This is a genomic window from Paeniglutamicibacter antarcticus (assembly GCF_039544305.1).
GTDB lineage: Bacteria > Actinomycetota > Actinomycetes > Actinomycetales > Micrococcaceae > Paeniglutamicibacter > Paeniglutamicibacter antarcticus_C.
This window is the reverse complement of the sequence record NZ_BAABLK010000088.1, coordinates 1-26,101: the sequence shown is the minus strand read 5'-3', so window position 1 is coordinate 26,101 and position 26,101 is coordinate 1. Positions and strand designations below refer to the sequence as shown.

24 protein-coding genes are annotated in these 26,101 nt (G+C 62.0%); 13 read left to right on the top strand and 11 right to left on the bottom strand.

Features of this window, described 5'->3' with window-relative positions:
* Window positions 1-22 precede the first annotated feature (22 nt).
* The 6 genes from ABEA12_RS16370 to ABEA12_RS16345 all read left to right on the top strand — a co-directional run bounded on the left by ABEA12_RS16370 (window position 23) and on the right by ABEA12_RS16345 (window position 6,846).
* Window positions 23-1,612, top strand: a complete 1,590-nt coding sequence (locus ABEA12_RS16370; RefSeq protein WP_210102054.1) for a long-chain-fatty-acid--CoA ligase — start codon at window positions 23-25, stop codon at window positions 1,610-1,612.
* 184 nt (window positions 1,613-1,796) lie between these two features.
* Window positions 1,797-2,534: a DsbA family protein gene (locus ABEA12_RS16365; RefSeq protein ID WP_210102053.1), complete on the top strand. Its 738-nt coding sequence runs from the start codon at window positions 1,797-1,799 to the stop codon at window positions 2,532-2,534.
* Window positions 2,535-2,551: 17 nt separating this feature from the next.
* Window positions 2,552-3,445, top strand: coding sequence for a cytochrome c biogenesis CcdA family protein (locus ABEA12_RS16360; protein WP_210102052.1), 894 nt, complete (start codon window positions 2,552-2,554; stop codon window positions 3,443-3,445).
* Between the two features lie 71 nt (window positions 3,446-3,516).
* Window positions 3,517-3,939 (top strand): LexA family protein, encoded by a 423-nt coding sequence (locus tag ABEA12_RS16355; protein WP_210102051.1) that lies wholly within the window; start codon window positions 3,517-3,519, stop codon window positions 3,937-3,939.
* 141 nt (window positions 3,940-4,080) lie between these two features.
* Entirely contained in the window at window positions 4,081-5,355 is a 1,275-nt protein-coding gene (locus ABEA12_RS16350) for a Y-family DNA polymerase (RefSeq protein ID WP_210102050.1), read from the top strand.
* Window positions 5,356-5,763: 408 nt separating this feature from the next.
* Window positions 5,764-6,846 carry a glycoside hydrolase family 3 N-terminal domain-containing protein gene (locus ABEA12_RS16345; protein ID WP_345468975.1) on the top strand — a complete coding sequence of 361 codons (1,083 nt, stop codon included), beginning with the start codon at window positions 5,764-5,766 and terminating at the stop codon, window positions 6,844-6,846.
* Between the two features lie 177 nt (window positions 6,847-7,023).
* Here the strand turns inward: ABEA12_RS16345 and ABEA12_RS16340 are convergent, their stop codons facing one another.
* The 4 genes from ABEA12_RS16340 to ABEA12_RS16325 all read right to left on the bottom strand — a co-directional run bounded on the left by ABEA12_RS16340 (window position 7,024) and on the right by ABEA12_RS16325 (window position 13,158).
* A complete protein-coding gene (locus ABEA12_RS16340; RefSeq protein ID WP_210102048.1) occupies window positions 7,024-10,323 on the bottom strand; it encodes a S8 family serine peptidase in 3,300 nt (1,099 codons plus the stop codon).
* 428 nt (window positions 10,324-10,751) lie between these two features.
* Window positions 10,752-11,576 (bottom strand): hydroxymethylpyrimidine/phosphomethylpyrimidine kinase, encoded by an 825-nt coding sequence (locus ABEA12_RS16335; protein ID WP_210102047.1) that lies wholly within the window; start codon window positions 11,574-11,576, stop codon window positions 10,752-10,754.
* 94 nt (window positions 11,577-11,670) lie between these two features.
* On the bottom strand, window positions 11,671-12,327 hold the full coding sequence (locus ABEA12_RS16330; protein ID WP_210102046.1) for a hypothetical protein: 657 nt from the start codon (window positions 12,325-12,327) through the stop codon (window positions 11,671-11,673).
* 183 nt (window positions 12,328-12,510) lie between these two features.
* On the bottom strand, window positions 12,511-13,158 hold the full coding sequence (locus tag ABEA12_RS16325) for a TetR/AcrR family transcriptional regulator (protein ID WP_210102045.1): 648 nt from the start codon (window positions 13,156-13,158) through the stop codon (window positions 12,511-12,513).
* A 297-nt stretch (window positions 13,159-13,455) separates the two neighbouring features.
* Between ABEA12_RS16325 and ABEA12_RS16320 the strand changes: the two genes are divergently transcribed.
* The 4 genes from ABEA12_RS16320 (at window position 13,456) to ABEA12_RS18755 (ending at window position 17,277) form a co-directional block, all read left to right on the top strand.
* The gene (locus tag ABEA12_RS16320) at window positions 13,456-14,181 is read left to right on the top strand and encodes a queuosine precursor transporter (protein WP_210102044.1); all 726 of its coding nucleotides are present in this window, start codon (window positions 13,456-13,458) and stop codon (window positions 14,179-14,181) included.
* A 157-nt stretch (window positions 14,182-14,338) separates the two neighbouring features.
* On the top strand, window positions 14,339-15,031 hold the full coding sequence (locus ABEA12_RS16315; protein ID WP_210102043.1) for an ABC transporter ATP-binding protein: 693 nt from the start codon (window positions 14,339-14,341) through the stop codon (window positions 15,029-15,031).
* 100 nt (window positions 15,032-15,131) lie between these two features.
* Window positions 15,132-16,712 carry a DUF6297 family protein gene (locus tag ABEA12_RS16310; protein WP_345468971.1) on the top strand — a complete coding sequence of 527 codons (1,581 nt, stop codon included), beginning with the start codon at window positions 15,132-15,134 and terminating at the stop codon, window positions 16,710-16,712.
* A gap of 136 nt (window positions 16,713-16,848) precedes the next feature.
* The gene (locus ABEA12_RS18755) at window positions 16,849-17,277 is read left to right on the top strand and encodes a DUF4126 domain-containing protein (protein ID WP_210102678.1); all 429 of its coding nucleotides are present in this window, start codon (window positions 16,849-16,851) and stop codon (window positions 17,275-17,277) included.
* Window positions 17,278-17,395: 118 nt separating this feature from the next.
* Here ABEA12_RS18755 and tgt read toward each other — a convergent pair whose 3' ends face one another.
* Entirely contained in the window at window positions 17,396-18,697 is a 1,302-nt protein-coding gene (tgt, locus tag ABEA12_RS16305; protein WP_210102041.1) for a tRNA guanosine(34) transglycosylase Tgt, read from the bottom strand.
* 176 nt (window positions 18,698-18,873) lie between these two features.
* Here tgt and ABEA12_RS16300 point away from each other — a divergent pair, with 176 nt between their 5' ends.
* Window positions 18,874-19,965 carry an FUSC family protein gene (locus ABEA12_RS16300; RefSeq protein WP_210102040.1) on the top strand — a complete coding sequence of 364 codons (1,092 nt, stop codon included), beginning with the start codon at window positions 18,874-18,876 and terminating at the stop codon, window positions 19,963-19,965.
* Here the strand turns inward: ABEA12_RS16300 and ABEA12_RS16295 are convergent.
* Complete coding sequence (locus ABEA12_RS16295) at window positions 19,953-20,492, bottom strand: NUDIX hydrolase family protein (protein WP_210102039.1); 540 nt, start codon at window positions 20,490-20,492, stop codon at window positions 19,953-19,955. The two genes, ABEA12_RS16300 and ABEA12_RS16295, sit on opposite strands and share 13 nt — an antisense overlap.
* Before the next feature lie 169 nt (window positions 20,493-20,661).
* Here ABEA12_RS16295 and ABEA12_RS16290 point away from each other — a divergent pair, with 169 nt between their 5' ends.
* Window positions 20,662-22,098, top strand: coding sequence for a DHA2 family efflux MFS transporter permease subunit (locus ABEA12_RS16290; RefSeq protein ID WP_345468970.1), 1,437 nt, complete (start codon window positions 20,662-20,664; stop codon window positions 22,096-22,098).
* A 48-nt stretch (window positions 22,099-22,146) separates the two neighbouring features.
* On the opposite strand, the gene ABEA12_RS16285 is transcribed toward ABEA12_RS16290, so the two are convergent.
* From ABEA12_RS16285 to ABEA12_RS16270, 4 genes are all read right to left on the bottom strand, one after another.
* Window positions 22,147-22,335, bottom strand: coding sequence for a hypothetical protein (locus ABEA12_RS16285; protein WP_210102037.1), 189 nt, complete (start codon window positions 22,333-22,335; stop codon window positions 22,147-22,149).
* Between the two features lie 141 nt (window positions 22,336-22,476).
* Complete coding sequence (locus ABEA12_RS16280) at window positions 22,477-23,586, bottom strand: NADH:flavin oxidoreductase/NADH oxidase (protein WP_210102036.1); 1,110 nt, start codon at window positions 23,584-23,586, stop codon at window positions 22,477-22,479.
* A gap of 58 nt (window positions 23,587-23,644) precedes the next feature.
* Window positions 23,645-24,400: a hypothetical protein gene (locus tag ABEA12_RS16275; protein ID WP_210102035.1), complete on the bottom strand. Its 756-nt coding sequence runs from the start codon at window positions 24,398-24,400 to the stop codon at window positions 23,645-23,647.
* Window positions 24,400-24,558 (bottom strand): ribbon-helix-helix domain-containing protein, encoded by a 159-nt coding sequence (locus ABEA12_RS16270; RefSeq protein ID WP_210102034.1) that lies wholly within the window; start codon window positions 24,556-24,558, stop codon window positions 24,400-24,402. The genes ABEA12_RS16275 and ABEA12_RS16270 overlap by 1 nt, the downstream gene beginning before the upstream one ends.
* A gap of 141 nt (window positions 24,559-24,699) precedes the next feature.
* Here ABEA12_RS16270 and ABEA12_RS16265 point away from each other — a divergent pair, with 141 nt between their 5' ends.
* On the top strand, window positions 24,700-25,125 hold the full coding sequence (locus ABEA12_RS16265) for a YdeI/OmpD-associated family protein (RefSeq protein ID WP_345468967.1): 426 nt from the start codon (window positions 24,700-24,702) through the stop codon (window positions 25,123-25,125).
* Window positions 25,126-25,175: 50 nt separating this feature from the next.
* On the opposite strand, the gene ABEA12_RS16260 is transcribed toward ABEA12_RS16265, so the two are convergent.
* Window positions 25,176-25,922, bottom strand: a complete 747-nt coding sequence (locus ABEA12_RS16260; RefSeq protein ID WP_210102033.1) for a glutamine amidotransferase — start codon at window positions 25,920-25,922, stop codon at window positions 25,176-25,178.
* Between the last annotated feature and the right edge of the window lie 179 nt (window positions 25,923-26,101).

The following is a 26,101-nucleotide window of genomic DNA, read 5'->3' as shown; positions in this document are numbered from 1 at the left end:
CGATAACCTAAGCGAGGACCCCATGACTTTGACACCGCTGGCCAACCACGCGGAGCTGACCCCTCTGCGTTTCCTGCAACGTTCCGTGGAGGTCTACCCGTCCAAGGAAGCCATCGTGCACGGGCAACGGAGCTATAGCTACGCGCAGTTCGGTGCCGAGGTCCAGCAATTTGCCGCAGCGCTGGCTACACGCATTGCCCCCGGGGACCGGGTTGCGGTGCTGGCGCCGAACATTCCTGAAATGTTGTTCGCACACTATGCGGTTCCTCTGGCTGGCGGGGTGCTGGTGGCCCTCAACACCCGGCTTTCCGCCCGCGAACTGGGTTACATCATTGAACACTCCGAAGCCAAGATGCTCTTCGCCGATTCCGAGCTGCTGGATGCCGCCGCAGCGCTGCGCGCAGAAATGCCGACGCTTGAGGCATTGATCGAGATCCGGGATCCGGAGTTCACTGGTGCCCGGGCCGATGTTGAGGTCGATTCCACCTATGCCGAGTTCATTGCTGGCGTTCCCGCGACGGATATTGGATACGCAATCGCCGATGAACGAGGACCCATCACGCTGAACTACACCTCAGGAACCACGGGCAAGCCCAAGGGGGTGCTGTACTCGCACCGCGGCAGCTACCTGAATTCCCTGGGCGAGGCGTTCCACCAAGGCTTTGACGCACACACCCGTTACCTGTGGACGCTGCCGATGTTCCATTGCAACGGCTGGTGCACGCCTTGGGCTGTCACCGCAACCGGTGGAACACACCTGTGCCTGCGCGGGGTGCGCGCAGACACGGTCTGGGATGCCATCGAGAATCTGGGCGTCACCCATCTCTGCGGGGCTCCAACGGTGTGCTCGATCATTGCGGATGCGACGCGCGCGCACGCGCCGGCCGAAAGCATCAAGATCACTACCGCCGGAGCACCGCCCTCACCGGCGATCATCGCCAAGCTGCAAAAGCTCGGTATCGAAGTTGTCCATGTCTATGGCCTGACCGAGGTCTACGGTCCCTCTACGATCTGCGAATACCAAGACTCGTGGGACCAGCTGGAGCCGGAGGCCCGGGCGAGGAAGGTCTCGCGGCAGGGTGTAGGCATGATCCAAGCCGAATCCGCACGCATCGTTGACATGGATATGAACGACGTGCCCGCCGACGGGGAAACTATGGGTGAGATTGTCCTGCGCGGCAACAATGTCATGATCGGCTATTACAAGGACGACGAGGCCACGGCAACGGCGTTTGCCGGCGGATGGTTCCACACCGGGGACCTGGGGGTCATGCACCCGGACGGGTATATCCAGCTACGTGACCGAGCCAAGGACATTATTATTTCCGGCGGTGAGAACATCTCCACCATCGAGGTCGAGCAGGCACTGGCCAGCCACCCCGAGGTGCTGGATGTGGCGGTCATCGGCGTTCCGCACGAGAAATGGGGCGAGACCCCGGTCGCCTACGTGATTCGCGCCAGCGGTTCGAGCCTGGATTCGGAGGCATTGGCGGCGCATGCTCGACAGCAGCTGGCGGGGTTCAAGGTGCCCAAGGCCATCCATTTCCCGGAGGACCTTCCGCGGACCTCGACCGGCAAGGTCCAAAAGAACGTGCTGCGGGAAAATGCGTAGCAAGGCCATGCTCTTTCGAAATTTCCTTCCCAGGATTCGCGTTGCGGATCGCGTTTCGATACGTTTTACATAGGAATGCCCCAAGCCCTTCTTCCGCAATGAGTGCCCTGCCCAGGCAACCATGGTCGGCGTGCAATTAAGCGGAAGCCATGGCGGGCCTTGAAAGAAATCGGTTTCTCGTTCTATGTCGGAAACACCCGCAACACCTGCCAGATCAAAGCTGCCGTGGTTTTGGATCCTCCCGATTCCGGTGGCCCTGGGCCTCGGCATTGTCATTGGCATGCAGATTGCGGCCCCGGGTGAACCCGCACCCGCGGCCGCAGTGACCCAAGCGGCCCCAAGCCAAGGCACTGACGCGCCCGCTGAGACCCAGCAACGGGTCGACGTGGAACGACGCGACGCCAACGACCCCACGGCCGTCGGAGAGCTTGATGCGCCGGTCGACATGGTGATCTACTCGGACTACCAATGTGGTTACTGCGCCAAGTGGGCTGCCGAGTCGCTGCCGACGATCCTGGAAAAATACGTGGATACCGGTGAGCTGCGTATTGAATACCGGGACATCATGTTCTTCGGCGAAAACTCACGCCAAAGCGCCGAGCTTGGCGTTGCCGCCGGCAAGCAAGGCAAATTCCAGGCATTCCATGACGCGATTTTTGCAGACGGTAAAACGGCCAAGGACGCCGATTTCTCCGCCAAGGGCATCGAGAAGCTGGCTGAACGGATCGGCGTGGACGCAGAGCAGTTCACCGCCGATGCGGCACACGCGGACACTGCTGCCCTGGTGCAGAAGAACCACGATGAAGCCAGCTCCTTGGGGGTCACCGGCACACCGACCTTTATCGTCAACGGGCGCCCGATCATCGGTGCCCAGCCACTGGATGTCTTCATCCAGGCCATTGACGAGGAACTGGCCCAATAGGGGTCGGGCGGACCAGCATGGAAATCGGCTTCGCCTATGCCTTGTTTGGCGGAATGCTTGGGGTCTTTAGCCCGTGCAACGCCCTGTTACTCCCGGCATTTCTTGCCAATATCGCTACATCACGCGCCAGGCTCTTGAGCTTGGGCTCCGTGTTCCTGGGTGGCTTGCTGATCACCCTGGTCCCGCTCGGACTTGGCCTCGGTTGGTTGGGTGGAACCTTCACGATCGATCGCGGGGTTTTGCTCAACGGAGCAGGATGGTTGCTTATTGCCCTGGGATTGCTCACGGCCTTTGGCGGCGGAGTTGATTTCTCCCGGTTCATTCCCGGAAAACCCCGCCCCGTGGCCGGGTCGTTGGCCGGCACCTTTGCGCTGGGGGCTGTTTCCGGAATTGCGGGTTTCTGCACGGGCCCGGTCCTGGGCGCGATCCTCACCCTGGCACTAACCTCCGCAAGCCCGACCCGTGGAGGGACGCTATTGGCCCTGTACGGCGTGGGGATGGTGCTGCCGGTCATCCTCATTGCTTTACTGATCCGCAGGCTCGGGCATAGCTCGGTGAGCTGGATGAGGGGACGGCGGTTCCGTGTGGGCAGGCTGTGGTTTCACACGACCTCGCTGGTGATGGGTGCGCTCACCGTGCTCGTGGGCTGGATCATGATCTTCACCAATGGCTTGGCCACGGTGCCTGAACTTCTGCCGTCGGGCCTGATTGCAACGGTGGATAACTTGGGTCGGCAGATAGATGCATACGTCCCATCGTGGGCTTGGACGACACTGGTAGGCATGCTGCTGCTGTTCTGGTGGCTTCGCCTTGCCGTGCGCCGAACCGGCAGCGCTCCCGGTGCTACCGAAGCCTCGGTTGGCACCCCGGAAAAGTTGACGCATGAAGAGGGTGCCACTGAAAAGCCGTAACCGTCCCTGCGGTCGCTATTGCCGCTGGTAGACTCGGAAGTCGAATCTACGTTCTATGAATGGCGGGGCCAATGTTTGGTATGGACCTACCTCGGCAACCCCTTCCCAAGCCCGGATCCCACGGGCCGGTCGGCGCTGTTGAGGCCGTGGGATTCCCCTCTCCGGCGCGGGACTACTACACCGGCGGGATCGACCTGAACCGGTTGCTGATTCAAGACCGGACCTCCACGTTCCTCATGCGGGTGACAGGTAATTCCATGGCATCTTCGGGAATAAGCCATGGCGACGAAATCGTCGTGGACAGGGCGCTTTCCCCGCGCGACGGCTCCGTTGTCATTGCCGTCCATGCAGGGGAGCTGGTCATTCGCAGGCTCATGTCCCACAGCGGTGCCATGGTTCTGTCCAGTGATGAGGAACCGGTCGAGCAGTCAGAACCGTTGACCGAGGCGACCACTATTTGGGGAGTTGTCACGCGGTGCCTGCACCACGTTTAGTGCCTGCTGGGCTCACCTCGCGAAATGCCGTCGCAGGCAACCCCGATGATGGTTTGCGCTCGCACGTCTTTCGATCCGCCAAACAGAGGATGCTGAAAACGCTTCCCGGTGCAGGCATGCAAGACAAGGTCAGGTGGCACCTTGGCTGAGCGGATCGCGCTTGTCGACGTCAACAACTTCTATGTCTCCTGTGAGCGGGTCTTTGATCCAAGCCTCGATGGCAGGCCGGTCGTCGTGCTATCCAACAATGACGGGTGCGTGGTTGCACGCTCGCAGGAAGCCAAGGACCTGGGGATCACTACCGGTGCACCCTTTTTTCAAGTCAAGCAGTTCGGGCAGAGCCATGGCATGGTCGTGCGCTCAAGCAACTACGAATTGTACGGGGACATGAGTGCGCGGGTCATGGAGGTGCTCTCGCGGTTTGGCACCTGGCAAGAGGTCTACTCCATCGACGAATCCTTCCTCGGGGTACAAGGAAATCCCGAGCAGCTCGGAGAGCTGGCTTCCCGGATCCGTAAGGCAGTGGCACTGAACGTCGGGGTCCCGGTGTGCGTGGGAGTTGCGCCGACCAAGACGTTGGCCAAGTTCGCCAACCATGTAGCCAAGCGCAATGCCCACTTGGACGGGGTGTGCTCGATGGACTCGATGGATCCGCAACTAGTTGAACGCATCCAATCAAGGGTTCCAGTGACGGATCTGTGGGGCGTCGGGGCCCGTACCGGGACGAAGCTCGCGGGCATGGGTGTCTCGACCATCGCCGACCTCAAGGCCGCCGACGCGACGGAGATTCGCAAAAGATTTTCCGTGGTGCTCCAACGTACGGTCCTGGAACTGAACTCGATCGCATGCATCCCGCACAACGAGGAACGTGCAGACAAGCAACAGATCATGTACTCGCGGTCCTTTTCCAGCCCCGTGACTACCATCGAGGGCATGGTCGAGGTCATGTCCGTCTATGCCCAACGCGGGGCGGCCAGGCTGCTCTCCGACGGGCTTTGGGCAACACTGCTCACCGTCACCGCAGGAACCAACCGCTTTTCTTCGGGCGAAGCCTCGTTTCCATCGCTCACGATCAAGTTGCCCTCACCCACACAGGACCCGATCCTGCTGGCCCGACTGGCTGTCGCCGCCATGCGTGAAATCATGCACCAGGGGGCATCGTATGTCCGGGGAGGGGTGGTGCTTTCCGGGTTGCAGCCTGAGGCGGGCCAGGCAATGTTGGGGGTCTTTGACGAAGGCGGGGCCGAAACGCACGTCGGGGATGTCTTGGGTGCGGTCAAGGCAAGATTCGGGAACAAGTCCATTGGGCTCGGCTCCGGGGGATTGGCCGTGGAACCAGACTGGTCCATGAAACGAGAATTTTCGTCACCGAAATTCACAACGGAGTGGGCCGACATACCGATCGTGCGAGCTTAGCTTCTTGGACCAGGCATCCGGAGCGGCATCGAAGACGGATTCCGGAAGCCGTATCTCCCCACGACTCCGAAAAGGAGAGAAGCTTGGGTGGATCCGGTCTCAACCAGGGCCGAAAACAATAACAGGCGGCGACTGGATAAGGTTTTTGGCCCACGATGCTGGCCGCCGGGGGTTTATCTGGCACGCTGAATGTGGACGGAGAAAGGGGGAACGCGCACCATGGATCATTTGCGAGCAAGGACTTTCTTGGGTCGAAGGGTCCTTCCACTGCTGGTTCTTCCCGCCATGGTCTTGACGGGGTGCGCCACAAGCACAGGCCAGTCGACATCGAACAGTGCCCGGAGCACACCGTCAATCACTCCGGGTACGCCAGAAACTTCTCCGCACACCTCGGAACCGGCGCAATCGATGGAACCGAGACAAGAAGCCAGTGGTACACCAACTCCGGCGGTGTCGCAGGATGCAGCCGAAAAGATCCTGGATGTCATGACGCTGAAGGAAAAAATCGGCCAGGTCCTCATGATCGGCGTTCCTGCAACCGGCAGCAGTGCAGCCGACCGCTCGACCATCGCCACCCACGAGCTGGGAAACTTCTTTCTCAAGGGCAGGAGCAGGGGCGGGACAGCGGCAACTAAGTCCGTCGTCAAGGGGATCGAGTCGGTCATCGCCAAGTCGTTGTCAGTGGATGTCAAGGCATTCGTCGCTACCGACCAAGAGGGCGGCTCCGTCCAGGTCCTGAAAGGAGCAGGCTTCTCAACCTTGCCTGCGGCACTGACCCAAGGCGGGTGGGCCACGGCAACGCTGCGTGAGCGAGCCACTGGATGGGGCAAGGAACTGGCCAAGACCGGGATCAACGTCAACCTTGCACCGGTAGCGGACACCGTCCCCTCGGCTACCTTCGCTCCCTCCAACGCACCCATCGGGTACTGGAAACGAGAATACGGATACGATCCCCAAACGGTCTCCGCAGCATCCCTGGCATTTTCCGACGGCATGCATGCCGCAGGCGTGGACCCGGTGATCAAGCATTTCCCCGGACTTGGACGTGTCACCAAAAACACCGACACTGCAAAGAACGTCACGGATACCAAGACCACCAGGAACGATGCCGCACTTAGGCCCTTCAAGGACGGAATTGCTGCAGGCAACGATTGGATCATGGTCTCAAACGCGTACTACTCCAAGATCGATGCCAAGAACATTGCTCCGTTCTCCTCGACCATCATGCGCGGGATGCTCCGCGAAGATCTGGGGTTCGACGGAATCGTCGTCTCTGACGACATGTGCGATGCCGTCCAGCTGGACCCCTGGGCTTATGGCACCAGGGCACTGAATTTCTTTGAGGCCGGCGGAACGATGATGCTCTGCGTTGACGCGGCGAAAGTGCCGGGCATTGCCAAGGCCCTGCATGCCAAGGCGAGCGAGGACCCAGCTTTCGCCCGAATCATTGACTCCGCAGCGCTCCACGTTCTCCGGGCCAAGGACAACTAGCACCAGAGGTGCCTGCGTCTTTGCTCCATGGCTCCGAAACACTGCCGCCAACCGCTTGGCCAGGCCTCCGCCCGGCACACCGAAGCGGCGCGGACCGAAGGACGTGCGGTGAAAAATGCTTCACCGCTGTCCTCCGAGCCGCGCCGTTGATGCTTCAAACACCGTTCGGGGCCGGCACTACCTCCGCTTCTTCTTGTCCAGTTTCACGTTCAAGACCTGGGCGCGGTCGCCGGAGGCGTTATGCAAGTGCAGCAGCAGCGCCTTCGCGTTCGTGGTGCCCTTGGAGAGCGTGGTGCCCAACGTGCTCCGGTCCAGATCGCCAAATACCGTCCCAGCGCCTTCGAAGGAGATCTTCGGGGTGATGGCGTTGAAATCGATCCACTTGGTCTTATCCACCGGTACATTGGCACCGGACTCGTCGGTGTTGTACTGCGAGTAGGTCATGACACGGTAGGAAATCGGACCGCTTGAATCCGTCAGCCCCAGGGCTTCCAAGGTGACCGGGAATCCTGCGACGTTGGTGTCGAAGGTGTTGGAATCGACGTCTCCGCCGACCCCGTTGAGCAACTGCAGATCCACTTGCTCGGATGTCCGCAGGTCGTAGGTGGCTGACAGGTCGGCGTCCAACTCATCGACGTTGGTGTTGAAGGTGACGAAATCCGCCACACCGTCGCGGTCGACGTCGATTTCGATGTCGACCTCGGTACCACCGGCCAGATGCGCCCAGTTGCCCCAGGTGCTGATACCGAAGTTCAGCATTCCATCCGCCGCGCCGGTGGTGGGAACGGTGGAAGCAGCACCGACGTGCTGCAGGTCCATGGAGCGTGCGCCGGGCACTTCATCGGCGCTCTTGGGTAGGCGGGATGAAGCAGCACCGTGCTCGAAGGCCGAGACCAGTGAAACCACTTGGGTGTCCTGGAAGCCCGCACGGATGTCCTTGCCACGTAGCTCAATGGTTCCGGTGCTGGAGCGCTTGGGGAACTTGACTTTCTTTGCGCTCATGTCGGCAACCAGCTTCGGTGCAGCATGGACAGGTACGCGCAACGTCGGGGCCTTGGGACTGCTCAGCTCCACCCGGCCCGAGACATCCGCGACCCATGCACGCGGCAGGCCAAGCTGTTCGCGCTCCATCGTCGGATCGATCGTCTTTGCGTACGTGCGCGCATCGACGTTGAGCGTCACCTTGACCTTGGCGCTCTTGCCTGCCTTGAGCGTGACCTTCTTTTGGCTCAAGCTATAGCTTGCACCCGGGATTTGCGTTGAAGGAACGTACTTCAGCTTGTAGGACTGGGTTTTCTTGGACTTGTTGACCACGGTGATGGACTTGGTGGCCTTGTACTTTTTCTTGTCCACTTCAATGACGCCGAACACCACTGAGACCAGCGACGGATCGGCGGTGGCATAGGCGTAGACGGGGGATTTGATTGCCGCATCGGCGATCACCCGTCCTGAACCAACGCGGTTGGGCCCGTAGGCCTTCCCGTTGGCTGCCAGGATGTCCACCGTGGCGGTGTTCATCACCAGGGCCTTGACCTGCAGTGCTGTGTAGTTTCCACTGCCTGCCACCAAGGCGGCAATGCCCGCGGTGTGCGGGGTTGCCATGGAGGTGCCGGACATGACTGCCGGGCCGTTGCCCGTGCCGACGCCAACCGAACCGATGAGCGTGCCTGGGGCCGCGACATCGGGCTTGACGATGCCTTCCGAGCCGTGGACACCGCGCGAGGATGAGGAGTTCAATGTGTTCCCCAGCCCGGACTTGGCCGAGGCGGTACCCACCAGGGCAGGATCCAGGGTGACGTTCAGGGTGCCGTCTTCCGCAGCGGGACGCAGCTTATCGGAGTAGGCCTTGGTGAACTGGGCTCCGGGGATCGTTGCGTTGCCGGCGATCCCGGCTTGAAAGACAGCTACCTCGGAGTCAAGGATGACACCGGTTGCTCCGGCGGCCTCGGCGTTGTTGAAGCGTGTGCCCGAGCCACAGGGGAACTCGAGGTTTTCGCTCCACTGCAGCCAGACCCACTTGCCGGCCAAGGAGCCGGGATCAAAAGCGTCACAGCCAAAGGCGTTTGCGGCTGGGGCCATCACGACGTCACCGGTGAGCTGCGACGGATCGGCGCTGGTGTAATCGAAGTTGGCCGAGTACTGTCCGGCAGCGATTCCTGCGACATCCGCGGGGGCGTTGACCTTGATGCCGTCGAGGGTGACCTTGGAACCCACGGAGTTGGCCACTGTCAGTGACGAGCGGGCGTTGCCCGGGGAACCCCCGACGTCGGTGACGTCCCCGGCGTTGCCGGAGGCCACGACGGAGAGGATCCCGAGCTTGGTGAGTGCATCGACGATGTCGTTTTCCGGATCTTCGACCGGGGAGTGGTCCGAGCCCAGAGACATGTTAACGATTTGGGCCCGGTCATCGAAGTTGCCGTCGTTGTTCGGGTCAAGGACGTAATCCAGGGCCTGCCCGACTACGGAGGAGGAACCGCCGCAGCCAAAGACGCGGATACCGACCAATGCGGCTTCCGGGGCGCTGCCCGGGCCGATGAGCATGGAACCGACCTTGTCGGCGGAGAGCTTGGTGTAGTCGCCGTTGAACGTGGTGCCGTCGGCTTTGACCCCGTACCCGGCCGCGGTGCCCGAGACGTGGGAACCGTGGCCGGCAGCCTGGCAGTCAAGGGGGTTGGAATCAGGCTTGGGAACCGGTTGGTAGTCAGGTGCGCTCGGATCGGCGTTGTAGTCGTCGCCGACGAGGTCCCAACCACCGATGAACTTGTCCGGGTCGTACAGCCCGGAGGGCTTGGAAGGCAGTTCCTTGGAAGCCTGCGCCTTCTTGTATGCCTCCACCGTGCCCGGGCCTCCGAAGCCGGCGTGGGTGTAGTCGATTCCGGTGTCCAGCACCGCGATGGTGACCCCTTCGCCGGTCTGGCTCAAGGTGTTCCACGCGTTGAGTGCACGGGTGTCTACGTCGGATCCCTTGTTGTCCCGGGACTTAGGGACGATTGCGGTGATTTTCTTGACGTCTTTGCGCGTGGACAGGGCACGCAGGGCCTCGGCGTCGCCGCGTAGTGCCACGCCCGGCAGCGTGTTGGTTGTCGTGTAGATGACATCTGCCTTTGCCGTCTTGGCTGCTGAATTTCCCTTGGCCTTGATGTCCGCACGGATCTTCTTGACCTTGTCGGGGTTCTTGACGGACCTGCCGCGGGCTTCCTTGGCCCCCTCGGGCTGCGTTGCTTCGAAGGCGCCCTTGCCCTCGAATTGCACATAGACGGAGACTTCGCCCTCGGCCGAGGACAAGGGTCCCGAGACCTTCAGGTTCTTCATTGCCTTGGGGGCAAGCCCTCCAAGTGAGGGCGACTGGGACCCCGGCGAGGGTTCGATCTTGGGAGGGGCGGCCAGGGATGGCACGGACATGGTGACGGCCAGGGCGATGCCCGAAGCTGATGCCACTATCATCCGCGTGAGACTGTGACGACTTGGGGTAGTCATTATTCTCCTTGAATTACGGTGAGGGTGATGAGGGAAGGAAACCCGTGAGAGCATCGGGCCGACCTTTCCAAGGCACATACTATGTGAGCCACGCCACGTATCAAGGGGTTGTTTGAGAATTCTTTTTGAAAAATGCTGCCCGGGGCCCTTCTTGCTCGGCTGACGGAAGACTTGGCGGGCTCCGGACTTCAAAGTGACGGAGGGTTTCGATAGTGTGTGGATCGTTGGTGGGGCTTCTTGGGGAGGCCCACCGTCGGCAACGTGGGCTTGTGTCGATGGAGGGAAGCGGTTGGTATCGGACAAGGACGCCGGCCGCAACGAATCCCGTCACGTGGACCCGTGTTCCGGATGCGTTTTTGGGGAAACGCAAAACGCTGGTCCCGTGACTTCACGGGACCAGCGTTTTAACTTATTTGACGTGGGAAGGGCTAGCGTGTCCCGCCCTGCCACAAGGCGTCGAAGGGGGCAGCGGAGGAGACCCGGTTTTTGATGCCCGCGGTGACGAAGGCCTTGGCGTTCCGAGCAGCCTGCAACGGCGTCTGGCCCTTGGCAAGCTCTGCGGTGATGGCTGCGGCCAGTGAACACCCGGCACCCGAAACGGCAACTTCGCCGACCTTGGGTGCCGAAAGCACCTCGAGGGTTTCGCCATCGAAGTAGACGTCAACAGCGTCGCTGCCTGCCAACCTGATCCCGCCCTTTGCCAGTACGGTTACCCCTGAAAGCGCGTGGATCTTTTTCGCGGCCTCGGTCAGGTCGGCAACGTTGCTGATGCTCATCCCTGAGAGTGACTCGGCTTCGAAGTGGTTGGGCGTGACGAAGGTGGCCAGCGGCAACAGCTCCGTCTTCAGTGCCTCGTCGGTGTCCAGCGCATGCCCCGGCTCCTGGCCCTTGCAGATCAACACCGGATCCAGCACGATGTTGTCCCATACCTGGGTCTTCAGTGCTGCGGCAACGGTGGAAATGGTGGTGGGGGAACCCATCATGCCAAGCTTGACCGTCCTCAGGTCCGCTGCATAGCAGGTCTGGACGGCTTCGAGCTGGTCGGCGATAACTTGCGGGTCAATCGGAACGAAGCGGTGGTTCCAGTTGTGTTTCGGGTCGAAGGACACGATGCAGGTCAGTGCAACAATGCCGTAGGTGCCCAGTTCCTGGAAGGTTTTCAGGTCAGCCTGGGCGCCGGCACCGCCTGTTGCTTCGGAACCGGCGATGGTCAAGGTGATAGCGGGACGGGTCCCGGTGGTGGCAGAAGTCATGCATCCATTTTAGGGGGAACTTGCCGTAGCCCAGTCACCGGCGTTAACGGCTCTGTGTGGCAGCGGGTGCAAGAGATGGCCAGGATGGGCGGGATCACGCCCTGGCGAAGGTGGTCAGCTGGGTTGCGTTGGACCAACCCTTTGCACGTTCGGCACGGGTCCCGGTGGCGTTGTCGGCACTGGTGACCATGAAAAGCACAGGTAGTCCCTGGCGGGTGGCGGCGGCTGCAAGATTCGCCAGGATCGCAGCCCGGAACTGTTCGGCGTTCGAGGTGGCAATGATGTTTGGGTCGCCAAGCAGCGCGAAACCCTGGGAGAAATGTATACGGCCCCGGCCGGCCGGCGCATCGAAGTCGGCGATTTCCACGACGTCGTAGTTCTCCATTGGTGCTTCGAAGAGCGTTGCAGTCTCTGGAAGGTTGATCACTTGATCCACATCGTTGGCCAAGGCTGCCAGCAACACTCGGTTGCCCTTCCTGTTCCACCCCTGTGCCTGGAGTTCATCGATGACAGCGGCCTCGGGGGCGCCCAGGAGCGTCAGCATGGTTTGCCCTGCCTGGCTGGCCAGATCCGGATCGGCCATGAGCGATGCCAGGTCTTCGGCAGCAGGCCAGGCACAGGTGACTTCGTTGTCGCTTCCGTCCCGGGCCACGCTGTGTAGCAGGCCCGCTTCGTCACGGGTCACCGTGCGGTCCCGCAAAAGTGCGAAGGAATGTACCCAACGGGGAAGGCTGTTGGACTCGGATGGCATTTGGCGGCTCCTGTTCCGGGGACGTGCGGCGAAAATTATTTAGGGCGCAAAAAGCTTGCTGGCCACTGGTGACCGGTGCCCGTTCGAGCGCGGTTGAAGGACTCGTTATCGACTCTACGCCTGCACGGGTCGAATCCAAGATCGGTGTTCCATGGTTGTTCGTGAAGCGGGGGCTCGCTCGCCTTAGGTTGCGGTACGCACCAGTGAGAGCACGTCGTCGAGGATGCTGCGGACCACAGGCATCCGGGATAGCACGACAAGTCGTGCTATCACCGGGGCTACGTTCTTGATCAGTCGGCGACTGCGGGAGGCTCCGGGGGAGCGGTCGTAGGCCCAGAAGAGGAAAATGCCGCGTTGGATCAGCCACAGCAACTCCGGCAGGTCCTTTCGGATGGCCAGCGGAGGCAGCGGGCTGCTGACCGAGACCACCTGACGCCACAACCCGAACTCGAGTGCGCGATGGACATCGCTGAGGTCGCTGTGGGTGCCGGCGAATGCCGTCCGGATGAACGCGGGCCCGAACTCGTGGAACGGTGCCAAGGTTTCCAGTGCAGACTCAAGGGCAATACGCAGATTCGTCTCGAGGTTGTTTCCCGGCACCAACAGCGGCCACGAGACGTTCCTGTGCTTCTCGACCAGTTCGCGAAAGAACTCATGGACGATGGCGTCCTTGGAATCGAAATAGTAGTAGGCGTTGCCCAAGGACAGCCCGGATTCAGCGGCAATGGCCCGCATCGTGGTCCCGGCGAAACCTTTTGCCGCGAAGAGCTCCATGGCGGTGTCCAGCAGCAGCTGGCGGGTTTGGGCACTCTTGCCAATCGGCGTCACCATGGCGTTTCCTTTCGCGTCGTTCCCCTGATTTTCCATCATATCAACTTTTGAACACGTTCAAAACGTGACCAATCGCGACGGAAGCGCACCAATACCAACCGTGCCCGCCATTGGCAGACCCGAGCGGGAATCCGGAAAATACGTGCCTTTGAGACCATGGGATACTTGAATCTCGAGTGTTAATACAGCGAGCGGTCCCACCGGCACCGAAACCACACATCGTCTCGTTGGCGATGCTGCAGGAATCGAGGCTTCCGGGATTGGCTTGGCGAACCACTTCTTCGATCGGGAACAACCATGGGCAAAACATACGCCTCAACTTCACAACGTCAACAGGCTTCGCGCGCCGTTTTTGCGTCCGCCGGAAGCCCCTATTTCTCAACCGTTCTTGCGCTGATGGCCGTTGTGGTCATTCTTTCGAACGTCGGTGCAGCCAAGGGGGTCACCTTCGGCCCCATCGTCACCGACGGGGGGTTCTTCCTTTTTCCGCTGGCATACATCCTGGGCGACGTGATCTCCGAGGTCTACGGATTCAAGGTGGCTCGCCGGGCGATCATCACCACCTTTGCGCTGGCCGTGTTTTCCACGCTGTGCTTCTGGATCATGATCCACTTGCCGGCCGCCGAGTGGTATGACGGGCAGGAAGCCCTCGCGCGGACCCTGGGACCGGTCTGGCTTATCGTTCTGGCGTCACTGCTGGGCTTCTTGGTCGGACAAACACTGAACTCGTGGGTCTTGGTCAAGATGAAGGAACGTTTTGGCGAACGCGGGCTGGTGGGCCGCCTGATGGGCTCGACGGGTGCCGGCGAATTTGCCGACACCCTGATCTTCTGTTCGATCGCAGCCAGAGTCATCGGCATCACGGACATGTCGACGTTCCTCAACTACGTGCTGGTTGGTTTCGTCTACAAGACAGCTGTGGAATTTCTTTTCGTTCCGGTGACCACCCTGGTCATCCGCTGGTTCAAACGCAGGGAGCCCAGCTACGGCAGCGGGGCCCAACCAGCCGGTCCTGCCGCCTAGGGCCGATACCGAATCAGCCCGGGCCGATGTGCTCCTTCATCCGACGTGGCGAACGGCCCTACCACCGTGTTTTTGCCGGAGGGGCCGGACTATTGAGGTACAGATATCATCCACAATGCTGAGGCGCGCCGGATGCGCTGGTTGGTAACGTCAAGACATGGACGCCACCCAACGTGAACTGCTCAGGGCCAGTGCACTGGTCGCCGGCTACGGCAGCCAGGACGTGTGTGGCCCACTGGACTTGTTGGTTGAACCCGGCGAGACCCTGGGTATCGTCGGGTTCAACGCTGCCGGAAAATCCACGCTGCTGCGCACGCTCGTCGGGTACCAGGAGCCGGTCAGCGGGCAGTCGGTGATCCTTGGGGCATTCACCGACGATTCGAGCTTCATCTACCGCAAGGCCGTTTCCGTTGTCTTTGACGAAGACGCCTTCTTTCCCTCGCTGAGCGTGGAGGAACACCTGCAGCTCATCGCCGGCGGACACGGGGTCCCCCAACCTCAGGCTGCGGTCGATCACGAACTGATCTTCTTTGACCTGGAAACCGCACGGACCGAATACCCCCATCGACTCTCTTCGGGACAACGCAGACGGTTGCTTCTGGCGGCGTCCCTGCTGCGTCCCTGCAGCTTGCTGGTCCTTGACGAGCCCGAGCAACGGCTCGACCCGGTGATGCGTGCGGCCCTGGCGACGCGGCTGCGGGAGCTCGCCGACGCCGGAACGGCACTCTTGGTGGTGACGCACGACCCCGTGTTCCTGGCCTCGGTGGCCGACTCCGTGCTGCTGATATCAAACGGGCAGATCATCCCCACGAGTGTTGCCGAAGGGGCAGCCGCCATTGGCCGTGCTTGATCTCCGGGGGCCCTTGGATAACGCGCCGATAGAGTTTGATCCGTGGTCCCGGAACCGGGTCGCGGAGAAACGCGAACGCGGCGACGACTTTTGGGAACGCATGGGCGATGCCTACATCTCCTTGTTGGCTGGCGCCATTGTCCTTGCCTATGCTGCGGGGCTTGCACTTGCGTTTGCTGACCAACTCAAGGACGAACTGGTCTCAGGGGTCCTCCGGACGGGACTTGGCATGGTTCCAGGGGGATCTGCGGCCTCGGGGTTGGTGATGCTCGGGCTCCTCGGTGTTCTGTTGCTGATCTCAAAGCTCGGCCCGACAGCGGTGGACCAGGCGCAGGGGTTCTGGTGGCTCACGTTGCCGGTGACGCGGACCGGGTTCCTTGCCCGGCTGCTCCGCCATCGGCTGGCCAGCACCTTCCTCTGTGGGGTGTTCCTCTGGTTGCCGCTGGGGTACGGAACCGTGGTCGGTGGGTTGGCTGAAGGGACATTCGCGGGGGTGCTTCTTGGTGCGGCCACTCTCGGACTGCTGTTCGTGGTGCTTTCGCTGCTGGCTGCCTGGGCCCAGACCAGAAATGCCGTTCACGTATTCCGTGCGGTGCTGAACGCAGCGGTGGTGGGCGTGCTGCTGGCCTACCTGCTCGATGTGTTGCTGCGCATCTTGGATCTTGGAAACATGGCTGCGTTCTGGGCGGTACTCCCCTCGCACCTGCCGGCCTTGGCCCAGTCCGGGGCATGGTGGATCCCGTTGCTGTTGGCTGCTCTCGCGATGGGTGGCTTTTCCTCGCTGGCAGGGCAACTGCAAAGTATTCCCAGCAAGGAATTGATCTCAAGCGGCTCTGTCAGTGCCCATGCCGGCGCCGCGTTGGCGCTGTTGGATGACAAATCACTCGGTAGCGCTATTGGTGCGGCCGGTGTTCGGGAAACCAAACGAACAATGGGGAGAAGGGACCGCACCAGACGACGCGGCTCCGATGCCTTTGCGCGGATGCTTCCTGTCATATGGGTCCGCGGGCCGTACTCCGCACTCGTTCGCGCAGAACTCCTGGTGCTGTTGCGGACCGGCAAGATATGGCGGGGTTCGCTTGCCGGATGGTGCATTCCGGTTGCCGGGGTTTTCGCCGTGCAGGGCGGGCGTCCGGCGGTGCTGGTCTCCTTGGTGCTCGTCGGTGCTGTGCTGGCGGCACGGGCGGCCTCCAAGGCTGCGGGTCAGACAGCTGATCTTCCCTCGTTGGAAGCCATCATCCCGTTGGGCCGTTCGGCCGTGCGTCAAACCCATGCACTCGTGGCCGCGCTGCTATTGGTCCCATGGGCCGTCGGACTCGGTGCATTCCTCGGGTGGGCCGTCGAGGCGGACGCAGAAGGGTTCATGGTGCTGCTGGGACTGGCGGTCGTTGCCGGATTCGGCCTCGCCGCAGGTGCCGTTCGCATGGCGTTCCGTCCGGAACTCGACTGGGGATCGGTAATGCTCATGGCGGCCATGGGCCGCGCCACCGGGCCCTTGATCCAACATTTCATCTACGGCTACGAGGTGATCGCGGTATCGATCGTCACGTTGCTTGCCGGTCTGGTGCTGGAACCGATTCCGCCGGTGTTGCTGGTGATCGGCACCGTGGTTGCGGCCATCGCGTGGGGCGTTGGAACCTCGACCTCGAATCAAAGCAACGCTCATCGCAGGCAGTGGTAGCACTCGAGCCACTGGACCTGCCCAATGCGGTGTGGACCCGCAAAGCACCAACACTGAGTCCATGGAATTTCTCACCGCAGCAGGGAGGAGCTCGGCCGCAGGTCTCAACGCGTACGTTCCATTGCTCATGCCCTGACTGCTCAACCGCTTCACCCTGTGGGTTGCGCTGCCAGAGGGGTGGGGTTGGCTCTGCGACGGGTGGGCCCTTGCGATCCTTGCCATGCTGCGGCTCATCGAGGCGGTGGTCGAAAAAGTACCTATCGTTGATTCAATCAGTGATGCCGTGCAGACGGTGGAACGTACGGCTTCCTGCAGGCTGGTTTTTGCCTCAGTTCCGGGCGCCGAAACCATTGCGACGCCGGATTCCGGCGAGTCCTTCGCCTCGGCCCATTGGGTGCCGCTGATCATCGGTTCAGGGAACGCCGTGGTCGTCCACTTGCTTCAGGCCGGGGGGCAGGGCGTTCCTGGACCTCGACGCCGCATGGGTAGCTGCCCCCGGTGGCGAGCACCGTTGAAGACCGGGCTTCACCGGGTCTTGGCCTGCGGGCCATCGCCCTTCCGGTAATGGTTTTTGCTCGCTGCGGTTGCGGTTGCGGTCGCGCTTGCGTGATGCTGTTCATTGGCATGCGCAAGCTTGGGCCACAGCGGAGCGGAAACCTCGTCTGGACCGGCTCACCAAACGATCAGCGCGTGGAGGTTTGTAGTCCTTGGGGATCGGGCTGCCCTGCGTAATAACGCGAGATGGTCCATTCCTTGAGCTCGTGGAACGTGCCGTCCTCGATGGCCTGGCGCGCGTCATCGACCATCTTCACCACGAAACGCTCGTTGTGGATGGAAATCAGCGTGTGGCTAACGAGCTCCTTTGACTTGAATAGGTGGTGGATGTAAGCACGCGTGTAGTGCTGGCACGTGTAGCAATCGCATTCATCGGACAGCGGCGTGAAGTCCGTTTTGTATCGACGGCCTGAGAGGTTGAAGCGGCCGTGTGGGGTGTAGAACGCGGAGTTGCGGGCAACCCGGGTGGGCGAGACACAGTCAAAGGTGTCGGCACCGTTCTCGATGGCAGTGAAGATGTCATCGGGTTCGGAGATCCCCAGCAGGTGGCGCGGCTTGTTTTCCGGAAGCTCCTCGGCGCACCAGCCCACGATCGTGCCAAGGTTTTCCTTTTCCAGCGCCCCACCGATGCCGAAACCGTCAAAGGACATGGCGCCCAGGTCCCGGCAGGCCTGGCGGCGCAGGTCCTCGTATTGGGCGCCCTGGATGACGCCGAAGAGCGCCTGATAGTCCTTGCTTGCACGGGTATCGGTGAGGTTGAAGTGCTCCGCCACGCAGCGCTGGGCCCACAAACGTGTGCGTTCCAGGGATTCGACCTGGTAACCGCGGGAGTTTTGCAAGGTGGTCAACTCGTCGAACGCGAACATGATGTCCGCGCCGATCTCGTGCTGCACCTTCATGGAGATCTCCGGGGAGAACCGGTGCATGTCGCCATTGAGGTGGGACTTGAACCAAACGCCGTCGTCGTCGACGTTGGCCAGGCGTTCCTTGCCCGGGGCCACCGCGTCATCGGGTCCGGACTGGTCGACCGAGGACATGTCGATGACCTTCTTGAAACCGGACCCAAGGCTCATGACCTGGAAGCCGCCCGAGTCGGTGAAGGTGGGTCCGGACCAGTTCATGAACCTGCCCAGGCCGCCGGCGGCGTCCAACACATCCGAGCCCGGTTGAAGGTACAGGTGGTAGGCATTGGCAAGCACGGCCTGGGCGCCGAGCTGCGCCACGGATTCGGGCAGGATTGCCTTGACGGTGGCCTTGGTGCCCACGGCAATGAAGGCGGGGGTCTTGATCTGTCCATGCGGGGTGGTGATCACTCCGGTACGGCCGTTGGACACCGACCCGTCGGAGCCGCGCAGCCGGGTGCCGAGCTCAAAGGAGAACTCGCTCTGGCGGGAATGGGACTCTGTGGCGTCAAAAGATTCGTGGGGCACCTAACTAGTGTGCCGTATGCACCCGGGACCGGGGCAAAGCCGCCAGCGTGGCAACAATCATAGAATCGGGATCCAGAGAGGGCCGAAGAGTAGCCTATGTGCGTGGGCCTCCGCCGCGATTCCGGGCAGGATCGCCCCGGGACTCGACACCGAACACCGCAAGGAGCATGAAACGCATGGGCGACAAGTTTGGGAGCCTGCTGAGCCTGGGCCCCGCAAACAACGACCAGTGGGTTGCGCTGCGCACCGCCGTGGGGATCTTCCTGCCGCTCTTTGGGCTGTTGGCCCTTGACCGGCTGGACTTGATGGTGTTCGTGATCTTCGGGGCCTTCACCGGCGTCTATGGCCGGGTTCAGGGCTACGGAAACCGGCTGGCGGCCCAGGCCAAGGCCGGAACCTTGTTCTTGGTGGTGATCGCCGCAGCGGCGCTGGCCTCGCACTACCTGGTCAACCACGACGACCTAATGGCTGGGACCTGGATGGTCGTTGGCCTGACCACTGTGGTTTCGGGAATCTGTTCGGTGAGCACCGGGTATCTGCGATTGCGCCCGGCCGGATCGCTCTTTCATATCTTCGCCTTCGCTGCCATTGCATCGATGCCGCACCAGCCGCCACCGGTTGACTCGCTGATCGCAGCGCTTGCCGCAGTGCTGTTATCGGTGGTTCTGGGCTTCTCCGGGATGATCTTCACCAAAGGGGCGTCCTGGGGTCCCTGCAATGCGGGGGCACCGCTATCGCGCCCGGTGCGGATAGCCATCTGGAACGAGGCGTGGCTGTATATGCTCGCAGCCGGACTGGCTGGCATCATCGCGAACCTGCTGGCACCGGCTTTGTCCACCGGGCACAGCTATTGGGCCATGGTGGCGGCGGTGGTCCCCTTGGTGGGGCACACCACCCGACATCGGGTCCGCCGGGGTGTTCACCGTATCCTGGGCACGCTGACAGGCTTGTTGGCGATGGCTGCCGTTATCGCATTGGACCCGCCGGTCTGGGCCCTGCTTGCCATGATCGGGCTGCTGCAGTTCGGAGCGGAGATGTTTATCGCCCGCAACTACTTCCTGGGCCAGATCTTCGTCACGCCGCTGGCCCTGGTAGGGGTCTCGGTCGGGAGCGGGCTGGACACCGCCTTGCTTTACGACAGGATGCTCGAGACCATCATCGGTGCAGTTATCGGAATGCTGGTGGTGCTGGTCGGATCGGTCTATGGCACCTGGGTGCGCCGGCGTTTGTTGCCGGCGGACCCCGGAACGTCCGCTCAGCCGATGTAACCGACGTGGGCCAGTGCCTGGCGGACCAGGTTCTCGCGTCCGCCGGCGAACTCTTCCTGGATGTTTGGGCTCAATGCCTCCTCGGGGCTCAGCCACGTCAGTTCCAGCGCATCCTGGCGCGGTGAGCATTCCCCGCGCACGGGCACGATGTAGGACAGAGCCACCGCATGCTGGCGTTCATCGGTCAGCCCTGTTTCCGAGGGCGAGGGGAAATACTCCGCCACGGTGAAGGGTGCCGGGCACGGCGGCAGCTGCGGCATGGCCATCGGTCCGAGGTCCTTTTCGATGTGGCGCGTCAGTGCGGCACGGATGGTTTCCCTGTACATGACCCGGCCCGAAACGAAGGTGCGCAGCATCCGTCCCTCGCCGTCGGCAGTCAGCAGCAAACCGAGTTCTGTGACATTGCCCAGCGGATCCAGCCGCACGGGGATGGCTTCTATGTAGAGCATCGGCAATCGGGCGCGGGCCTCGTAGAGGTCTTCGTCGGACAACCAGCCGGGATAAGGATCGGGAGTGCGAACGTTCATGCCTCCATCTTGGCCTATCCAACGCCCCGCGGGCCATGCAACGGACCCGTGTTGTGCAATTCCGGCTCGAGTTTCCCTTTTCGGGAATCAAACGAAGGGTCCCGACGCTAGAATGAAATGTTCTCCATTCCCTTGCCCGCACCCCACACGTAGAAGAGGCCACTTGTCCGTGACCAGTACCAAACTCAATCCCAAGGATTTGGCGACCATCACGGTGCTGATCATTTCCGCATTCGTCGTGATCCTCAACGAAACGATCATGAATGTGGCGCTTCCGGTGCTCATGGATGAGTTCAGAGTCAGCGAGGAAGCCATCCAATGGCTCTCAACGATCTTCATGCTCACCATGGCGGTGGTCATCCCGGCCACGGGTTTCCTTCTCCAGCGATTCAGCACCCGAAAGGTGTTCATGCTGGCCATGGGGCTCTTCTCGCTGGGGACTTTGCTGGCCGCTGCCGCTCCTGGATTTTCCTTGTTGTTGGGGGCCAGGGTCATCCAGGCCAGCGGCACCGCGATCATGCTGCCGTTGTTGATGACCACCGTCCTGGACCTGGTGCCGATCGCGCGGCGTGGGGTCGTCATGGGCAACGTGTCGATCGTGATTTCTGTGGCACCTGCCATCGGCCCGACGATTTCCGGGTTGATCCTGCAGTCCTTGAACTGGCGGTTCATGTTCCTGATCGTGGCCCCGATCGCCTTGGCCGCCCTGGTCATCGGCGCGCCGCGGTTGAACAAGACCGCCAAGGCCTCCACACTTCCGCTGTCGATTCGCTCGGTCCTGCTGTCCATACCAGGTTTTGGTGGGTTGGTCTTCGGGCTCAGTCGGCTTTCGGCCAATGGGGCGGACGCCGGGACGCTGGGCATCCTATTTATTGCGGTGCTGGCACTGGTGCTCTTCACGATGTTGCAGCTGCGGCTGCAGAAGAAGGACAACGCCCTGTTGGACCTGCGTACTTTTACGTATCGTCCTTTCACATTGGCGCTCTCGCTGATGGTGCTGGCGATGGTGGCGCTCTTCGGGGTGATCATCCTGTTGCCCATGTACCTGCAAAACGTGCGTGGGTTCGACACCTTGACCACGGGGCTGATACTGCTTCCAGGTGGCTTGCTCATGGGCTTGCTGGCACCATTCGTGGGCAGGCTCTTTGACAAGGTGGGCCCGCGCCCGTTGCTGATCCCCGGGTCGGTGCTATTGACGACCGTGCTCTTTGGCTATTCGCGTTTGCTCGGTGCCGAGACCCCCGTGGAGATGATCGTGGGGCTTCACCTGGCCATGTCACTGGCGCTGGCGTTGATCTTCACTCCGGCGTTCACCACCGCACTGAATCCGCTGCCGAATTCGCTGCACTCCCACGGCGCGGCCGTGCTGAGCACGTTGCAGCAGCTTGGCGCAGCCACAGGTACCGCCTTGCTTGTCGGGGTGCTGGCATCGCGGATCGGAGCTGGCGCCACGGCAGGGATCGATCCCGTCGTGGCCCAGCTCAATGGTTTCTCCGCAGCTTTCACCGTGGCATCGCTTTGTGCCGCGGGCATGATCGTCATTGCGTTCTTCATGGCCAAGGCCGAGCTGCCGGCCGAGACCGCGGTGCACGCGCCAACGCACTAGGGGGGCGACACCTGCGTCATCCCAAGCCAGTGGGACACCGTGGTTCCTTCAGGGACCGGAGGGCCTGTCCCTTTCCAATTGCTCGATGCGCCGTTCAAGATCGTTGATGCGCGCCAGCTGCTGGTCCCGCAATACCGATTTCTTCGCCGGCGACTTGGCTGCCTGGATGGACTGGATGATTCCCCAAGCGATGATGGCGAGGATGGGGATCCACGCGAACCACGGAATTTGATCCACGGCAGTTTCCTCCCATCGGTTCTCCGATCCACCTCGGGGACGGTGCGCTGACCTAGCCGGATGCCGGCCGTGCCCTGAAACCAGTGAAAGAGGTTTGCCCCGTGGCCTGGCAAGGCCTGGGGGCATGGAAGCTCCAGTTCCCTACCAGTGGGCGCGCCAGTATTGCGGGGCGAAAGGCACCATGTCGTGTGCGACGCCCAGCTCGGAGGCCGCCACAGCCGGCCAGTTCGGGTTCCTCAACGCCGCCCTGCCGATCGATACCCCGTCGGCGGAACCGGTGACCAGTACCTGCTCGGCCTGCGAGGGATCATTGATCATGCCCACCGCGGTGACGAAGGCGTCCGGAAGAGCACGCTTCACGGCAGCAGCCAACGGCACCTGGAAGCCCGGGCCGCTGGGCCCGTGGTACTTGCCGATCCCGGCGCTGGAGAGGTCGAAGGCACTGACGCCCAGTTTGAAGGCATCGGTGGCGAAACGCACGGTGTCCGCGAGCTTCCACCCTTTCTCGACCCAGTCATCGCCGGAGAAGCGGATGGCCAGCGGCTTGTGCGCGGGCCAGGCGGAACGCACCGCGGTGATCACCTCTCGGGCATAGCGGGTGCGGTTATCGAAGCTTCCGCCGTATTCATCGGTGCGGGTGTTGACCAGCGGGGAGAGGAACTGGTGGATCAGATACCCGTGGGCTGCATGGATCTGCGCAACATCGAAACCCGCCGCGTCGGCGCGCCGTGCGGCATCGACCCAGTCCTGGATCGAGGCGGCGATCTGTTCGCCGGTCATGGCCGCCGGGGGAATGAGCCCGAAGGCAGTGGTTTTCGAGGGGCCGGCGGTTTCCCAGCCGCGGCCGGCCACATCGAGGTTTCCGGTCTCCCCGGCTGCAATGGACGCGGGCAACCACGGATGGGTCGAGGCCTTGGCGCCGGCGTGAGCCAACTGGATGCCTGCGGCAGATCCCTGGGAGTGGATGAAATCGACAATGGGCGCCCAGGCACGTTCCTGGGCATCGTTCCAGATCCCGGTGTCCGCGTCGCTGATGCGCCCCTGTGCCGTGACGGCCGTGGCTTCGGTGAAGACCAGTCCGAACCCGCCGGAGGCCCGGGCACCCAGGTGTGCCAGGTGCCACGCGTGCGGCACTCCGTCGTGAGCGGAGACCGAATACTGGCACATGGGCGCCAGTACGGTTCGGTTCCGAAGTTCCAGGCCAGGGCCTTCGGGGGAAGCCAAGGTGACAGGAGTGAATAGTTTGCTCATGTCCGATGGCAACCGGCCCGTGCCCCGGGCTATTCCCGCAGCACCGCAACGCACCGCATCAGTGCCGGTCGTATCCGTAGAGGTCCTGCTGGCGTTCGTTGATCCAGAGTTTGCCTCCGTCGGGATGATCCACCAGCAAGGTGCGGCCATAGGCCTCGTCAACCAGATGTCCGGTGAGCCCGGCTGCCGATACCGCTGTCGCCAGCACCTCGAGCTTGCCTGCGTATTCGAGGGAAAGCTCGACGCTGGCCCCGGTGCCGGAGTGCGCCGCAACGAAGCCGCCATGTTTGGCCCGGTACTGCGCCCGGTTCCCGGAATTGAGGATCGTGTCCGGTTTCGCCCCGATATTTGCCAGCGTGCTTTCCGCGCCGGGTATGTCGGGGGTGTACCAGAGAGCCACGACCGCCAGCTGCCCTTCGGAAGCGGACGAGGTCTCCTTCGGGGGTGTTCCCGAGGTATCCAGTGGATCAACCGCCAGTGCGGTGAAGACAGAACCGTCCGGCGCCGCGACCAGGGCCAGCTCTTCGGACCCGCTGGATTCCGGTGCCGGGCGCAACGTCACGGGTGTCCCGTCAGCGATGGTCCACTGCGCGAACTTTTCCAGGTCGCGGACCTCGAAGGCAAGCGCGGTGCCGAACCCGATGGCTTCTTCCAGGAGAATGCGCCCGGCATCGGCGGCGAAACATCGTTGTGCGGTACCGGCCGGGGATGCGGTGGCCGGTAGCGGTGTCATTTCCCGCAGGCCCAGGGGGATCAGCAGTTCTGCCCATCGGGACACCTGCGGGGTGTGAAGGGTGGGGCGAATACGCAACATTAGTGGTCCTGCAGATAGTGTTCCAGGGCCTTTTCGACAAGGGCCGAAAGGCTTGTCTCTTCGTCGACGGCCGCGTGCTTGACCCGTCGCACCAGGGCAGCAGGAAGGTAGATGTTGAACTGTATTTTTGGACTTGAGCCGTCCTCGTTCATTGACATTATTAGAATGCTAGCAAAGTAGCAGCATCCTGTACAGGGGATCTTGTCCTGTTTCCGCTGGGATTGTCGCGGAGTATCAACGATGGTGCCCGATGTATCCGGCATGGTGGGATTGGTGCAAGGGCAACTCTTCCGGAACAATTGCTGGTTCCCGACGCCGCCGCCTGGCGCAAATGGCTCACCGAAACACCAGGAACGTCCGGGGTCCTCCCGGCACTGCACAAGAAGGGCGGTACCACCGCCAAACTCACCTCTGCCCAGGCGCTGGGCGCGGCATTGTGCTTTGGCTGGCTAGATGGTCGGCGGATCCGCCGCGACGGGCACGGCCACTGCAACAGGTTCACCCCTGGCGCTGCGCGCAGCGCATGGTCGATGCGCAACGCGGGAAATGTTGAACGGCTGGTGACCCTGGGCTTGATGGAACCTGCCGGAAACGCAGACGTGGAAGCCGCCAAGGCCGACGGGCGTTGGGAAGCGGCGCAGGAAAAGCGTGAAAGCCTAGGCGCCGCCGAACGCTACGCCAGCTACTACTGGTTGCACACGCTTAAGCGTGGCGAAACCCGGTGAAGGAGGATTGCCGGCTACCGGGCGCTGCTCGATGCCGGGTAGGGAATCCTTTATTCGATTGGACCGTAGCGCTTCACGAAGTTTCGTAGGACAAGGGCAGGCCACTCAACCTCGGAGTCAAGTGCCTTGTCGTGTAACCGCTGCGCCTCGTGTGGCGGGAAGTAGCCGGCGTCCCGGTATATCATGATCCGTTGGGCCAACCCCATCGGGTCCAGCTCGGGGTGGAACTGGGTTGCATAGAGGTTCGACTTCACCCGGAACATCTGCACTGGACAGGCTGCGGAGTTTGCCAGCAGCACCGCGGTTTCCGGCAGTGCGGAAACGGCCTCCTTGTGCCCCACGAATGCGTCGAATTCATCCGGCAGGCCCTCGAGCAGCGGATCCTTGCGGCCCTGCACGGTGAGCCTGATCCTTGATGTCCCCACGGGTTCGCCAAAGTGCGTATCGATCGTTCCGCCCTGGTGGATCCCCAGCGTTCCGACCCCGTAGCAAGCCCCCAGGAAAGGGAAATCCTCGGCAACCAGCACATCAAGGAGCCTGGAGAGATCTGCTTCGCAGCGTTTCTGGGTCTCTGATTTCCTTGACGGGTGGTCCGAGGCGTTGAAGGGGCTTCCGCCCAGAATGATGCCCGGGCAGTGCTCCAGATCCAACGAGTCGATGGCACCGAGGGAATGACGATCCAGGCGGATGACCCGAAGTGCATCGGCTGTCAGCCCGGTAGCAGCAAGTACTCCGCGCACCTCGTCCGAGGTGGCTAGGTCGTGTTCCCGCGTGGAAATCAAGATGAAGGGCCCCATCTTTGCATTCTAGGCCCAAGAACCCGGGTCCATGGCTCAAGTGCCCGGACCCCGTAGTGCCTCATGTCAAGGTGCACGCCAAATGACTACCGCATGCCTCACCAAAAATGCACGCGAAATCGGGTCATGCGATTCGAGTCTGGGACTGGGTTTTCAGGGCGGCTAGCCGTATGAGTTCT

Coding starts and splice junctions, on each gene's coding strand:
- ABEA12_RS16365 (WP_210102053.1), top strand. CDS start 1,797: ATGTCGGAAACACCCGCAACACCTGCCAGATCAAAGCTGCCGTGGTTT.
- ABEA12_RS16360 (WP_210102052.1), top strand. CDS start 2,552: ATGGAAATCGGCTTCGCCTATGCCTTGTTTGGCGGAATGCTTGGGGTC.
- ABEA12_RS16270 (WP_210102034.1), bottom strand. CDS start 24,558: ATGTCAATGAACGAGGACGGCTCAAGTCCAAAAATACAGTTCAACATC.
- ABEA12_RS16315 (WP_210102043.1), top strand. CDS start 14,339: ATGGACGCCACCCAACGTGAACTGCTCAGGGCCAGTGCACTGGTCGCC.
- ABEA12_RS16340 (WP_210102048.1), bottom strand. CDS start 10,323: ATGACTACCCCAAGTCGTCACAGTCTCACGCGGATGATAGTGGCATCA.
- ABEA12_RS16280 (WP_210102036.1), bottom strand. CDS start 23,586: ATGAGCAAACTATTCACTCCTGTCACCTTGGCTTCCCCCGAAGGCCCT.
- ABEA12_RS16345 (WP_345468975.1), top strand. CDS start 5,764: ATGGAACCGAGACAAGAAGCCAGTGGTACACCAACTCCGGCGGTGTCG.
- ABEA12_RS16300 (WP_210102040.1), top strand. CDS start 18,874: ATGGGCGACAAGTTTGGGAGCCTGCTGAGCCTGGGCCCCGCAAACAAC.
- ABEA12_RS16310 (WP_345468971.1), top strand. CDS start 15,132: ATGGGCGATGCCTACATCTCCTTGTTGGCTGGCGCCATTGTCCTTGCC.
- ABEA12_RS16275 (WP_210102035.1), bottom strand. CDS start 24,400: ATGTTGCGTATTCGCCCCACCCTTCACACCCCGCAGGTGTCCCGATGG.
- ABEA12_RS16320 (WP_210102044.1), top strand. CDS start 13,456: ATGGGCAAAACATACGCCTCAACTTCACAACGTCAACAGGCTTCGCGC.
- ABEA12_RS16295 (WP_210102039.1), bottom strand. CDS start 20,492: ATGAACGTTCGCACTCCCGATCCTTATCCCGGCTGGTTGTCCGACGAA.
- ABEA12_RS16330 (WP_210102046.1), bottom strand. CDS start 12,327: ATGCCATCCGAGTCCAACAGCCTTCCCCGTTGGGTACATTCCTTCGCA.
- ABEA12_RS16260 (WP_210102033.1), bottom strand. CDS start 25,922: ATGGGGCCCTTCATCTTGATTTCCACGCGGGAACACGACCTAGCCACC.
- ABEA12_RS16355 (WP_210102051.1), top strand. CDS start 3,517: ATGTTTGGTATGGACCTACCTCGGCAACCCCTTCCCAAGCCCGGATCC.
- ABEA12_RS16370 (WP_210102054.1), top strand. CDS start 23: ATGACTTTGACACCGCTGGCCAACCACGCGGAGCTGACCCCTCTGCGT.
- ABEA12_RS16335 (WP_210102047.1), bottom strand. CDS start 11,576: ATGACTTCTGCCACCACCGGGACCCGTCCCGCTATCACCTTGACCATC.
- ABEA12_RS16325 (WP_210102045.1), bottom strand. CDS start 13,158: ATGGTGACGCCGATTGGCAAGAGTGCCCAAACCCGCCAGCTGCTGCTG.